This window comes from Erwinia sp. E_sp_B01_1 (assembly GCF_036865545.1).
Lineage (GTDB): Bacteria > Pseudomonadota > Gammaproteobacteria > Enterobacterales > Enterobacteriaceae > Erwinia.
The window spans coordinates 311627-324912 of record NZ_CP142208.1; the positions used below are offsets into that span (position 1 = coordinate 311627).

A 13286-nucleotide genomic window follows, 5' to 3' on the forward strand; every position below is an offset into this window, starting at 1 on the left:
CTTATAACCTCATCTTATTGTTTCAAATCTGGACGCACAGTCATCTTTATCAGCGTCATTTCACCGCATAATTTGATCTCACTCGCAAAATGAAATGTTTCTTCTGTAGTCGTGTTTAATGAAAAAAATATTTGTTTATAATCGCTTCACGTTTCACTTACAGCCATCGCCCATTGTCAACAACCGGTGGCGAACAAGACTACGAACCCCGGAAGGTTTCTGACTTTCCGCCGTACCGTAAAGGAAGAGCAAATGGGTAAGATCAGACTCACCACAGCACAGGCTCTGGTCAGATTTCTGGATAACCAGTATCTGTCGGTAGATGGCGTTGAAACCAAATTTGTAAAAGGGATCTTTGCCATCTTTGGGCACGGCAACGTGCTGGGAATAGGGCAGGCGCTTGAGCAGGACAGCGGTGACCTGGTGGTGCATCAGGGGCGCAACGAGCAGGGGATGGCACATGCCGCCATCGGCTACGCCAAACAGAAACTGCGCCGGGAAATCATTGCCTGTACTTCTTCTGTCGGGCCTGGTGCGGCCAATATGATCACCGCAGCGGGCACCGCATCCGCTAACCGTATTCCTTTATTACTGCTGCCAGGCGACGTGTTTGCCACCCGCCAGCCAGACCCGGTGCTGCAGCAGATTGAACAAAGCCATGACCTGAGCATCAGCACCAATGATGCCTTCCGTGCCGTCAGCAAATACTGGGATCGTGTAAATCGCCCGGAGCAGTTGATGACCGCCTGCATCAACGCCATGCGTGTGCTGACTGACCCGGCGGAAACCGGGGCGGTGACAATTTCCCTGCCGCAGGATGTGCAGGGCGAGGCGTATGACTATCCGGATTACTTCTTCCAGAAACGCGTGCACCTGCTGGATCGTCGTCTGCCAACGGAAGCGCAACTGTCAGCAGCCCTGAAGCTGATCGCCGGTAAGCGTAAACCGATCATTGTCTGCGGCGGCGGGGTGAAATATTCAGAAGCCGGTGAGGCGCTGCGTCAGTTTGCCGAGCGCCATCAGATTCCGTTTGCCGAAACCCAGGCTGGCAAAGGCACGCTTGTTTCCGATCATCCGCTCAACGTTGGTGGTGTGGGTGAAACGGGCTGTCTGGCCGCAAACCTGCTGGCAAAAGAGGCCGATCTGGTGATTGGAGTAGGCACGCGCTATACCGATTTCACCACAGCTTCGAAATGGATATTCCACAATCCGGACGTCAGCTACATCAATATCAACGTCAGCTCTTTCGACGCCTATAAGCTGGATGCCGTGCAGGTGGTGGCAGATGCCCGTGAAGCGCTGACGGCGCTGGATGAAAGGCTGGCAGCACAGGGCTTTACCAGCGGCTGGGGGGAGAAAATTTCCCAGGCGCAAAGCAAACTGTTGAAAGAGACCCAGCGCGTTTATCAGGCGGTTTACAGCAACGACGGTTTTATCCCGGAAATTGACGATCATCTGGATCGTGAAGCGGTCTATGCCGAATTTAACCGCCTGACAGACTCGTTTTTGACACAGAGCAGCGTGCTGGGGACGCTGAATGAACATCTCCCAAAGAACTCGGTGATAGTCGCCGCTGCAGGTAGCCTGCCGGGTGACCTTCAGCGCGTCTGGCGCACTAAAGATTACAACAGCTATCACGTGGAGTATGGCTACTCCTGCATGGGCTACGAGGTCAGCGCCTCGCTGGGCGTAAAGCTGGCTGAGCCGCATCGTGAGGTTTACACCCTGGTAGGAGATGGCTCCTTTATGATGCTGCACTCGGAGCTGGTCACCTCCATCCAGGAGGGGGCCAAAATCAACGTGGTGCTGTTCGATAACATGACCAACGGCTGCATTAATAACCTGCAGATGGAACACGGTATGGACAGTTTCACCACCGAATTCCGCTTCCGCAATGCCGAAGGCGGCAAGCTGAACGGGGGCTTTGTGCCGGTGGACTTCGCGGCAATTGCCGGAGGCTATGGCTGTAAAACTTACCGCGTGACCACGCTTGAACAGTTAAAAGACGCGCTGGAAGATGCGCGAAAACAGACCGTTTCTACCCTGATTGATATCAAAGTGCTGCCAAAAACCATGGTGCACAAATACTTCAGCTGGTGGCGCGTCGGCGGCGCTCAGGTTTCTGATTCTGAACGTGTGGATGCCGTGGCACGGATGCTGAACGAGCATATCGGCCAGGCTCGCGAATACTGATTCTGACTTTTTCCTTATCACTCTGTTTTTTGGAACGGACACCCGGCCACTGCCAGCACATAACTGGCAGGGTTAAGTGTCCGTGCTGAACCCTACCTATCAAGGACATTGTATGACTCTGAAACTTGGCGTTATTGGTACCGGTGCTATCGGTCAGGAACATATCCGTCGCTGCAGCAAAGTATTGCAGGGGGCCAAAGTGGTCGCCGTCTCGGATATCAATATCGAAGGGGCTAAAGGGATCGTCAGCCGTTTAGGCCTTGATGCGGAAGTCTATGCCAACGGCCATGATGTTATCCGTTCAGCGGATGTGGATGCGCTGATTGTCACCTCCTGGGATCCGACTCACGAAGAGTTCACTCTGGCTGCAATCGCTGCGGGTAAGCCGGTCTTTTGTGAAAAGCCACTGGCATTGAGTGCCGAAGGCTGCCGCCGCGTTGTGGATGCCGAAATCGCTTACGGTAAGCGCCTGGTACAGGTCGGTTTTATGCGCCCATACGATGCAGGCTACCGTGCGCTTAAGCAGGTGATCGTTAACGGAGATATCGGCGAGCCCCTGATGCTGCATTGCGCGCACCGTAACCCCACTGTGCCAGAGAGTTACACCACGGATATGGCGATCACCAACACGCTGATCCACGAGCTGGACGTGCTGCGCTGGCTGACCGAGGACGACTATAAAACCGTTCAGGTGGTCTTCCCCCGCTCCACTAAAAACAGCCATGCCAGGCTGCGTGACCCGCAGATTGTCCTGTTCGAAACCCAGAAAGGTACCCGTATAGACGTCGAGATATTCGTCAACTGTGCCTACGGCTATGACATTCAGTGTGAAGTGGTAGGTGAAACCGGTATTGCGAAGCTGCCTGAACCGGCCTCGGTGCAGATGCGCAAAGAGGCGAAGCTGGCCACCACTATCCTGACCGACTGGAAAGACCGCTTTATTGATGCCTACGACGTTGAGCTGCAGGCCTTCATCAACGATGCCACCAGCGGCAAGCTGCAGGGGCCGTCAGCCTGGGATGGTTTTGCCGCCTCCGTTGCTGCCGATGCCTGCCTTCGTGCGCAGGAGAGTGGCGCTATAGAGCCCGTTGAGCTTCCGCCTCGTCCGGCGTTCTACAACAAATAAGCTTCTTTTCCCCCACCCTGTGTGGGGGAACCACTGAATTGAATTGCCGGGAGTTAGAGATGAAAATCGCTTTTGACGTTGATGTCATCAAAGAGATGGGCATTACTAAAATGGTCCATCAGGTGGCTGACTGGGGCTATAAATATATTGAGCAGTCGCCCCATCCGCAGATCAACCCCTTCTATAAACATCCCAAAGCCAGCCGTGAAATTATCACTGAATATAAAAACGCGCTGCGTGAAACCGGCGTCGAGATCTCCTCATTTATCGTGGTTTATCGCTGGTCCGGCCCGGATGAGGCCCGTCGTCAGGCTGCCGTCCGGAACTGGAAACGCATGATTGAGATAGCCGTGGAAACCGGCGTTCAGGTGATCAATACCGAACTCTCCGGCACGCCTAACGAGCCGGAAATCTGTGAAGAGATGTTCTATCGCTCGATGGAGGAGCTCCTGCCGATCGTCGAACGTGAAGGCATCCGCATCGAAATCCAGTCTCATCCCTGGGATTTCTGCGAAGAGAACAATGAGACCGTCGATTTGGTGAAGTCTTTCCGCAGTGAGAACATCAAATATTTGTACAGCGTGCCGCACACCTTCTTTTATGACAAAGGCAAAGGCGATGTGAAGCGCATGCTGGAATACGCCGGTAGCGATCTGTCACACGTGCTGATTGCCGATACCATGAATCACACCAAGCATTGTCGTTACATCGTCAATCCGCCGGGCGTGGATGCCACCATTCACCAGCATGTGGGTGTGGGAGAAGGGGAAGTGGACTTTGACACCCTGTTCCAGACTCTGAAGGAGATGGATTTTGCCAACCGCACATACAAAGTGGGGGGAATCTGTCATTGCCTCTTCGCTGTTTGGTTACCCGGAAAAAATGAAGCGTCAGGCCGTGGAGACCCGCGAGCTGATTGAGCGTGAGCTGCTGAACAGATAACGCCCTGCGGCCCTATTTCTTGCGAGAGATGAAGATGAACAAAGACAATGTGAAGCTGGCGATAGCCCCGATTGGCTGGACCAACGACGATATGCCGGAGCTGGGCGCAGAAAATACCTTTCAGCAAACGGTCAGTGAGATGGCGCTGGCTGGTTTTACCGGCAGTGAAGTGGGAAGTAAATATCCGCGGGATCCGGCGGTGCTGAAACCGATGCTGGAAAGCCGGGGTCTGCAAATCTGCAATGCCTGGTTCAGCACCTTTTTTGCCAATGGCGACAAAGCAAAAACCATTGATGAGTTTATTAATCATCGTGATTTCCTGCATGCCATGGGAGCAAAAGTGATCGGCTGCTCAGAGCAGAGCAAAAGCATCCAGGGTACGACGTTAGCCGTGCTGGAAGAGAAACCGTACTTCACTGACGAAGAGTGGCAACTGACGGCAGAGGGCTATAACGAGCTGGCGAAACTGGCGGCAGAAAAAGGCATGCAGGTTTGTCTGCACCACCATATGGGCACTGCGATCCAGACCACCGAAGAAATTGATCGCTTTATGGCTGCCACCAACGAAGATGTCTACCTGCTGTTTGATACGGGCCATGCTTACTACTCGGAAGGGAGTCAGGCCGCGATGCTGGCTATCCTGAAAAAGTATCTGCCGCGCATCAATCATGTGCATCTGAAAGATGTGCGCGATGAGGTGGTGGCGCAGGTCAGAAGCCAGAAGCTGTCGTTCCTCGACGGCGTGAAAAAAGGCACTTTCACCGTACCGGGTGATGGCGTAATCGACTTTATGCCGGTGTTTAAAATTCTGGACGAGGCGGGATATAAAGGCTGGATGGTTGTGGAGGCGGAGCAGGATCCAGCCTTAGCCAATCCCTATGAGTATGCGGTGAAAGCCAGGAAATATATTCGCGAGTACGCGGGTTTGTAAGCCGTAAAAAAAGCAAAAGCCCCTGGCAAGATACTTGCAGGGGCTTTTTTTACTTCAGCTTGATGGTTTTGATGATGCTCTCAGCATCTGTCTGAGACTGCTGCTGGTTATCTGCAGGCAGAGTAATCTGCATAGTCAGCAGTTTGCCGTCAACTTTGGCTAACACTACTGAAGACCAGGAAGACTGGTTTTTAGCAGAGATCACCGAGTCCAGCTGCTGGGCAGGCTGGCCATTCAGATCGACAGACTTGTTGGTGACGACCTGTAGCTGTGGATCACGGTTACGCTGCTGCTGCTCAAGACGTTTTGCCAGCACGTCCAGACCTTCAGTGGTGGAATCCCCTTCGATCACAATAATCGCTTTCTGACCTGATGCATCGGCATAGACGTGCATGTTATTGGCCTGGGTGCCGAGCTTGCCGCTCTGATCGGACATTCCGGCTGGCAGCGCAAAGCTCAGCTTGCCATCCATCAGGGTCACATTCTGGCTGCTCTGGCTGCTACTGGTGCCATTGTCGTCGGCTGCGGCTTTATCATCTTTGCCGTCGCAGGCGGCCAGTCCGACCACCAGTAAACCAATACCGGCATATTTCAGTAAGTTACGCATTATGATCCCTTTTTACGTTAGTCATGTGCTGATTTACAGCCATTCATAAAATAGTAATCAGCAGGCAAAAGCAACCTGCTCTCTGTCACAGAATGCAGCTTAGCCGAAGTTGGCCTGGGTGAGGCGGGATTTTTCCGCAAGGCGTTTCAGCATGGCATTCAACAGCAGGCCATAAGCGGGCAAAAAGAAAATCATGCAGATAAGCACTTTGAAGCTGTAATCCACCAGAGCAATCTCGACCCAGTTCTGCGCCATAAAAGCATCGGGGCTTTTATAGAAGGCGATAAAGAAGAAGGCCAGCGTGTCACTGATATTGCCAAGGAACATGGCGGAAGCCGGTGCTATCCACCACTGCGGCAGCTGGCGCAGACGGTTAAAGACGTGCACGTCCAGTATCTGACCCAGCGCGTAGGCCATAAAACTGGCGCAGGCGATGCGGGCGACAAACAGATTGACCTCTTTCAGCGCGGCAAAACCCTGCCATTCTCCCTGATAGAAGAGGGCTGAAACGCCGTAGGAGATAAACAGGGCCGGGATCATTACCGCCAGAATAATGCGACGAGCCAGCGGCGCACCAAAAATTCGCACGGTCAGATCGGTGGCAAGAAAGATAAACGGGAAGCTGAAGGCGCCCCAGGTGGTGTGGAAACCGAAAACAGAGATCGGCAGTTGCACCAGATAGTTACTGGAAGTGATCACCAGTACATGAAACAGCGACAGCCAGACCAACGCATGCATGCGCTGATTTTTTGAAAAAGAAATCATCATGTGACCTTTTTGAAGATTGGGGTGAGGGAACCCAATGAAAATTGTATCGCCAGGGCGATTGCGCGGCATCTTACCGAATCATCCTGCCATTGCAATGGTTAATTTTAGCGCAAACGTTATCGTCTGCAGCGGACTTGCAGATGCAAAAGGGGAGGGTAAACTAAACGCAGTTTTTTTACGTTTAATGAGAGTGCTATGAGCGATCTGTTCGCCAACCCCGATCAAACCCTGGATGCCTTGGGCCTGCGCTGCCCGGAGCCTGTAATGATGGTGCGCAAAGCCGTGCGCCATATGCAGGAGGGCGAAACCCTGCTGATTATTGCTGACGATCCGGCAACCACCCGCGATATCCCCGGCTTCTGTCGTTTTATGGAACATACGCTGGTCGCCCAACTGACAGAGCAGGTACCCTATAAGTATCTGTTGAGAAAAGGGCTTCCGGGCTGAGCGCAAACCCGTATCAGGATTTGCGCAGCAGGCGTAACGCGTTAGCGGTGACTAATGCGGTAGCGCCTGAATCGGCCAGCACGGCCAGCCATAAGCCGGTGATGCCGAGCAGTGTAGTCACCAGAAAGACCGCTTTAAGCCCCAGCGCGATAGTGATGTTCTGACGGATATTGCTGTGCGTTGCCCTGGCCAGGCGGATCATCGTTGCCAGGCCGCCAAGCCGGTTATGGGTCAGGGCGGCATCGGCTGTTTCCAGTGCCACATCGCTGCCACTGCCCATGGCAATCCCCACCGTGGCGGCTTTCATCGCTGGTGCATCGTTAATCCCATCGCCTGCCATGGCTACGGGCTGATGCTGATTCAGCTCCCTGATGGCTGCCACCTTATCTGCGGGCAATAAGCCGGCGCGATAATCTATCCCAAGCTCACCGGCGATAGCTGCGGCAGCCCGGGGATTATCCCCGGTTAACATCAGAGTATGGATATTCAGCGCGCGCAGCTCTGCGAGAGCCTCTGCCGCATCGGCACGCAGGGTATCACGCAGGGCAATCAGAGCGGTTGGCAGTCCATCCTGCATCAGTACCACTACCGTGTTTCCTGCGGCTTCAAGCGTGGCCACGCGTTCAGCCTGCGCCCAATCCAGTCTGCCCTCAGCCAGCCTGCCAGGTGCGCTGATCAACAAGGTGTGACCTTCAACAATGGCTTCAACGCCGCTGCCAGCCAGTGCCCGCTGGGCGGTTGCCTGTGCCAGCGTCAGGTTTTGTTCAGCCGCCAGGGAGACAATGGCCTTCGCCAGCGGATGTGAGGAGCCGCTTTCCACCGCTGCCGCTTTGGCCAGCAGTGAGGATTCACTCTCTCCTGTCAGCGCAATCAGGGCAGTGACTTCAGGCTTACCCTGCGTCAGCGTACCGGTTTTATCGAAAGCCAGCGTGCGGATAGCGTTAAGACTCTCAAGTGCCGCACCGCCTTTAATTAACACGCCGCGGCGTGAGGCTGCTGCCAGGCCGGAAGTGATCGCCGCAGGCGTGGAGATAACCAGTGCGCAGGGGCAGCCAATCAGCAGCAGGGTGAGCCCTTTGTAAATCCAGGGTTGCCACTCTGCGCCCAGCAGCAGCGGAGGGATTACCGCTACCAGCAATGCCAGCGCCATGATCGCCGGGGTGTAGATACGGCTGAAACGATCGAGGAAACGTTCTATCGGTGCGCGGTTAGACTCGGCTTCTTCTATCAGGTGCAGGATACGGTCAACGGCACTTTCACCCGGCTTTGATACCACTTCCAGCTGAACCTGGCGGTCGACGCTCAGGCAGCCTGCGGCTACGGCTTCGCCCTGCTGGCGCTCAACCGGAACTGATTCACCGGTTAAGGCGCTTTCATCAAAGCTGGCAAAGGAAGAGCGTAAAAGGGCATCGGCTGGCAGCCTGTCACCGGGGGCAACTTCAATAATATCGCCAGGGCGCAGCGCGTTCAGAGCAACGGTTTCACGCCGGTCTCCCCGGATACGGACAGCCTCTTCGGGTTTTAGCGCCATCAGCGCCGTTACGCCACGGCGTGCGCGGCTGGCGGCAAAAGACTCCAGCCGTTCACCCAGCAGAAACAGCAGCAGAACCATGGCAGCCTCTGAGGTAGCGCCGATAAATAAGGCCCCGATGGCTGCGACAGTCATCAATGTTTCAATAGCAAAGGGGGTGCCGCTGCGGATCAGGCGCAATGCACTGCGGGCAACAGGCCAGGCTCCGGCCAGCGTGGTCAGGGTAAAGGCAATCTTTGCAGCCTGAGGGCTGATGAAGTGGATTGACCAGCTCAACAGCATCATCACGCAGAGCGATATAATGGCGCGATTTTCCTGCCAGAAGCCGGGATGATCCTCAACCGTCTTTGGCGCATTGCTGCGTTTCAGGGTAAACCCGGCCTGGATAACGGCGGCCTCAACCTGCCTGCTGACATCTTTGTCGGCGGTGACCACCAGTTTTTCCGTGGCGAACAGCACCCGGGCATGATTGACTTCAGCGAGTTTATTTACGGCCGTTTCGATTTTGCGGGCACAAGCCGGGCAATCCATCCCGTTAATTATCCAGCTTAAACGTTCTGCCGAACCGGCATTGTCGCTTTCCTCATCAGGCTCGTCAGCCGGGCCGCATCCTGCATCACTGCAACAGCTGGTTTCCGGTGCTGCCATGCTGAGCGAAGCAATTTTTTTAATCACGGGACGAGGTTTGCTGGTGCAGCCATGCTGGCTGTGAGCGTGGGTCTGACCACAAGGGCAAGATGATGAGTGCGGGTGCATAACGCCTCCTGATGGGCAACGGCGGGAAAGTGTCCCGCGATTGCGCCATCTTACACTCTGGAGTGGACTCCAGAGTCAAGGCAAAAGACGATTAAAGATAGAGCGAACGGACAATCATAAAGTGGCCGGCAAAATAGCAGGCGGCGACAATAGCGCTGTCAGCGGTGAAGCGGTGGCGGTAGTGGCTACCCAGCCAGACAATATTGGCCAGCAACAGCAGCGAGGTACCGACCATCAGCGAGAAGCTGTAATCCGTTGGGCGGAAGAAATATTGTTCAGCAGCCAGCCAGACCATCAGCAGCGTCATGCCGATAAATGTACAAATCGGCCAGCGCAGATCTTCCAGCCTGGTCCAGATGGTGGCGATCAGGGCTGCCCCAATAATCAGCACTGCCAGCGGGATGGGCCAGAAGAAGGTCAGCGTCATGTTGCTGGCAAAGCACAGGGTGTAAAGCAGATGAGAAAGGAAGAAAGCACCGATGGCATAAAGCATGCGGCGGTTGGGTAACAGCGTGAGCGCGTCGCCAATCAGCGTGGCCAGCAGCCCGAAGAGGATCAAATAGTCCGTGGTATTAAGCACCGGTGCCTGCCAAGCCAACGCCAGCAACAGCAGGAGAGTGACGGGCTTGAAGACCCACCGTTGCCACTGCGGGCCGCGATAGGAAGCGTCGACATATAACCAGCTGGAGAAAAAGACTGCCAGAAACGACCAAATCATAATGTGTCCCTTTGTTTTAGAGGCAAAACTCCACAATTCTGAAAGTAGTTTAGGTCAGGTCTTCCCGATGTGACAATGGGACGGCTCTGGTTGTATCCTTTTGGTCCGTGGGAATGAATTGCATTGCCTGATAAGGAGGAAGAAGGGAAATATGAAGCCATCACTCATTTTTTTCGTCGTACTGGCTGTCATCGCCGTGCTGGCCACGCGGCAGTTTATCAAGCAGCGGCGGGAAGTCGCGGTAAATGATGCTTCGCCAGTGCGTTCAATACCGGCACAGGTCAAAGCCAAGAAAGAGGTTCCGATTACTAACCGCCGCTCTCGCCAGCGTGAAGTTATTCCGGTAGAGGAGATGCGTTACGAGGCCTGGTTCCACCCTTTAAACGGGGCAGGCGATTTCAAACTGGTGTTGAAAGAGCAGGATTACAGGCAGATTGACCAGGGTGAGAAAGGGCAGTTAAAAATTCAGGGAACGCGGTTTATTTCGTTCAGCAGTCGGTAAGCTTGCCGAAAAAGCAGGGGATGACCGCGCTTTTTCGGCTGATTTACTGCTTTTTACTTCTTCGGCATAAATTTTTTCTGCCATGCCAGCAGTTCAAATACGCCGAAGAAGAAGATTTTTATCTGCATCAGGCCACTGAGTTTAGGGGCATCTTTCGGTTGCGTTGCCCGCATCAACACCAGCTGCAGGCCATGCATGATCACCATGAAAAACAGCGCCACATCGATAAAATACTTCAGCGGTTTGGGGAAGGGATGCACCAGGTTGAGCAACAAAAAGGCCCAGACGCAGGCCATCAACAGCCGGCCAAGATTAATCAGCATTTTCTCTTCCTTCTCAATAACCTGACGAATATAGAGGCGATACGCTACCTGCCCGGCAATCTTCTCACGATGCAGCTTCCAGTTGACCGGCACGGGCGGCAGGCCCTGCTCGACTTCGCTTTCGACATAAATAAGCGCGTTATCCGCCAGCCAGCCTTTCTGTTCCAGCAGCTCAAGAGTCTGGTCTAACAGCCCTTTGCGGAACGGAGGATCAATAAATACCAGATCGTGAGGCTCTCCACTCTGCGCCAGAAACTGCAAAGTATTGGTGTTCACCACACGACCTGTTTTTGCTGCCAGAGTAGCGAGGTTCTGCTCCAGTTGGCGGGCCACCGGGCGTTCCAGCTCCAGTAACGTGACCGAGGCTGCATGGCGCGAAAGCGCTTCAAGGCCCAGCGCACCGCTGCCGGCAAAACAGTCCAGACACTTTGCTCCCTGAATATCGGGTGCCAGCCAGTTAAACAGGGTTTCACGAACGCGATCGGTCGTGGGACGAAGGCCGGCGCTGTCGGGCACCGGAAGTTTTCTGCCGCGCCACAAACCACCAATAATGCGGATTTGTCCGGCGCCGCCGCTGCGGGGATTTTTATTCATGCTGCTGAACTCTTCATAATTTGTTGCACAGTTTAACGGGCTTACCGGGCGGAGGAAACGTAAAAAGGGTGCTGTGTTGCGTTAGCAGGAAAGTGTTAGACTAGGGGATTAAGATGATTTTCAGAGACCTGACAGTTTTTTCCCCGCGAGGAGTGTGGTTGCACCATGGCAAAAAATAAGAAACGTGGCTTTTTTCCTGGCTGGGATTAGGGCGTGAAGATAAAACGCCGCAGGAAGAGACGCCAGATCAGCAGCAGTCCGGGGATGTTACTGCAACAGATGCCGCCACGCCCGCAAAACCCGAGGCTGAGCAGCGCGCTGAAGAGATTGTTGAAGTAACGGAAAACGTTGCTCACGATCAGGCCACCCACCCGGAACGCGTAAGTGAATCTGCCACGGCAGAACCGTTACAACCGGAAGTCGTGGCGGTAGTTAAGCCTGAGCCCGAAGAAGAATATCTGCCGGAAGCCGTGGCTGAGACTAAGTCTGAGCCGGAAGAGGAATATCTGCCGGAAGCCGTGGCTGAAGCTAAGCCTGAGCCAGAAGAAGAATATCTGCCGGAAGCCGTGGCTGAGGCTAAGCCTGAGCCCGAAGAAGAATATCTGCCGGAAGCCGTGGCTGAGGCTAAGCCTGAGCCCGAAGAAGAATATCTGCCGGAAGAGGTGGCTGAGACTAAACCTGAGCCGGAAGAAGAATATCTGCCGGAAGAAGTGGCTGAGTTTAAACCTGAGCCGGAAGAAGAGTATCTGCCGGAAGAGGTGGCTGAGAGTGAGCCAGAGGATGAGATCCTGCCGGAAGAGCTGGAAGCTATCGCTCTGGCTTCCGGGGCTTCTGAGGCTGAACTGATTGAACAGGAAGAGTCTGTTGCGGCCGCGCTGGCGAAAGTTGAGCAGGCTGAACAAACCGAACAGCAGCGTCCGACCAAAGAAGGCTTCTTTGCCCGCCTGAAACGCAGCTTGGTGAAAACCCGTCAGAATCTGGGGTCCGGATTTATCGGGTTGTTCCGGGGTAAAAAGATCGACGACGATCTGTTTGAAGAGCTGGAAGAGCAGCTTTTGATTGCAGATGTAGGGGTAGAGACCACTCGCCGTATTATCAATAACCTGACGCAACAGGCTAACCGCAAACAGCTACGGGATGCTGAAGCCCTGTATGGTCTGCTGAAACAGGAGATGTCAGAAATCCTGGCCAAAGTAGAGGCACCGCTTGAAGTCACTGGGAAAACGCCGTTTGTGATCCTGATGGTTGGTGTTAACGGCGTCGGTAAAACCACCACCATCGGTAAACTGGCCCGTCAGTACCAGGCCGAAGGCAAATCAGTGATGCTGGCAGCCGGAGATACCTTCCGCGCAGCAGCCGTTGAGCAATTGCAGGTGTGGGGCCAGCGTAACGATATTCCAGTGATTGCTCAGCATACCGGTGCGGATTCCGCCTCGGTAATTTTTGATGCCATTCAGGCTGCTAAAGCCCGCCACGTAGACGTGCTGATTGCGGATACCGCCGGGCGTCTGCAGAACAAGGCGCACCTGATGGAAGAGCTGAAAAAAATCACCCGCGTGATGAAAAAGCTCGACGAGCAGGCTCCGCATGAGGTGATGCTGACCATCGACGCCAGCACCGGCCAGAATGCTATCAGCCAGACTAAGCTGTTCCATGAGGCTGTTGGGCTGACGGGGATCACCCTGACCAAGCTGGACGGTACAGCGAAAGGTGGGGTGATCTTCTCGGTCGCCGATCAGTTTGCCATTCCGATTCGCTATATCGGCGTGGGTGAAGGCATCGAAGATTTACGCTCGTTTAAAGCTGACGATTTTATAGAGGCACTTTTTGCCCGAGAGGACTAATTAG

At 54.3% G+C, this 13286-nt stretch carries 10 protein-coding genes and 3 pseudogenes; 7 read left to right on the forward strand and 6 right to left on the reverse strand.

The features are described 5' to 3' along the window. Positions 1-252: 252 nt before the first annotated feature. From iolD to iolE, 4 genes and pseudogenes are all read left to right on the forward strand, one after another. Complete coding sequence (gene iolD / locus VRC33_RS01360) at positions 253-2193, forward strand: 3D-(3,5/4)-trihydroxycyclohexane-1,2-dione acylhydrolase (decyclizing) (protein WP_338560100.1); 1941 nt, start codon at positions 253-255, stop codon at positions 2191-2193. Positions 2194-2305: 112 nt separating this feature from the next. Continuing rightward, positions 2306-3319, forward strand: coding sequence for a Gfo/Idh/MocA family oxidoreductase (locus VRC33_RS01365; protein ID WP_338560103.1), 1014 nt, complete (start codon positions 2306-2308; stop codon positions 3317-3319). 59 nt (positions 3320-3378) lie between these two features. Beyond that, positions 3379-4261: pseudogene (locus VRC33_RS01370) on the forward strand (sugar phosphate isomerase/epimerase). Between the two features lie 34 nt (positions 4262-4295). After that, on the forward strand, positions 4296-5192 hold the full coding sequence (gene iolE, locus VRC33_RS01375) for a myo-inosose-2 dehydratase (RefSeq protein ID WP_338560105.1): 897 nt from the start codon (positions 4296-4298) through the stop codon (positions 5190-5192). Positions 5193-5241: 49 nt separating this feature from the next. On the opposite strand, the gene VRC33_RS01380 is transcribed toward iolE, so the two are convergent. Then, complete coding sequence (locus tag VRC33_RS01380; RefSeq protein ID WP_338560107.1) at positions 5242-5799, reverse strand: DcrB family lipoprotein; 558 nt, start codon at positions 5797-5799, stop codon at positions 5242-5244. Positions 5800-5898: 99 nt separating this feature from the next. Beyond that, positions 5899-6564, reverse strand: coding sequence for a 7-cyano-7-deazaguanine/7-aminomethyl-7-deazaguanine transporter (locus VRC33_RS01385; protein ID WP_338564408.1), 666 nt, complete (start codon positions 6562-6564; stop codon positions 5899-5901). A gap of 198 nt (positions 6565-6762) precedes the next feature. Here VRC33_RS01385 and tusA point away from each other — a divergent pair, with 198 nt between their 5' ends. Next, complete coding sequence (gene tusA / locus VRC33_RS01390) at positions 6763-7014, forward strand: sulfurtransferase TusA (RefSeq protein WP_338560109.1); 252 nt, start codon at positions 6763-6765, stop codon at positions 7012-7014. A gap of 13 nt (positions 7015-7027) precedes the next feature. Here tusA and VRC33_RS01395 read toward each other — a convergent pair whose 3' ends face one another. Further along, on the reverse strand, positions 7028-9301 hold the full coding sequence (locus VRC33_RS01395; protein WP_338560111.1) for a zinc/cadmium/mercury/lead-transporting ATPase: 2274 nt from the start codon (positions 9299-9301) through the stop codon (positions 7028-7030). Between the two features lie 91 nt (positions 9302-9392). Then, a complete protein-coding gene (locus VRC33_RS01400; protein ID WP_338560113.1) occupies positions 9393-10019 on the reverse strand; it encodes a lysoplasmalogenase in 627 nt (208 codons plus the stop codon). Positions 10020-10170: 151 nt separating this feature from the next. Here VRC33_RS01400 and VRC33_RS01405 point away from each other — a divergent pair, with 151 nt between their 5' ends. Continuing rightward, positions 10171-10521 carry a DUF2500 domain-containing protein gene (locus VRC33_RS01405; RefSeq protein ID WP_338560115.1) on the forward strand — a complete coding sequence of 117 codons (351 nt, stop codon included), beginning with the start codon at positions 10171-10173 and terminating at the stop codon, positions 10519-10521. Between the two features lie 53 nt (positions 10522-10574). Here VRC33_RS01405 and VRC33_RS01410 read toward each other — a convergent pair whose 3' ends face one another. Together VRC33_RS01410 and rsmD are read right to left on the reverse strand one after the other, a co-directional pair. After that, the gene (locus VRC33_RS01410; protein WP_338564409.1) at positions 10575-10844 is read right to left on the reverse strand and encodes a DUF1145 family protein; all 270 of its coding nucleotides are present in this window, start codon (positions 10842-10844) and stop codon (positions 10575-10577) included. Between the two features lie 21 nt (positions 10845-10865). Continuing rightward, positions 10866-11438, reverse strand: a pseudogene (gene rsmD / locus VRC33_RS01415) (16S rRNA (guanine(966)-N(2))-methyltransferase); the annotation flags it as partial. Positions 11439-11603: 165 nt separating this feature from the next. On the opposite strand from rsmD, the pseudogene ftsY reads away from it, so the two are divergent. Continuing rightward, positions 11604-13282 (forward strand): annotated as a pseudogene (gene ftsY, locus VRC33_RS01420) (signal recognition particle-docking protein FtsY). The last annotated feature ends 4 nt before the right edge of the window (positions 13283-13286 follow it).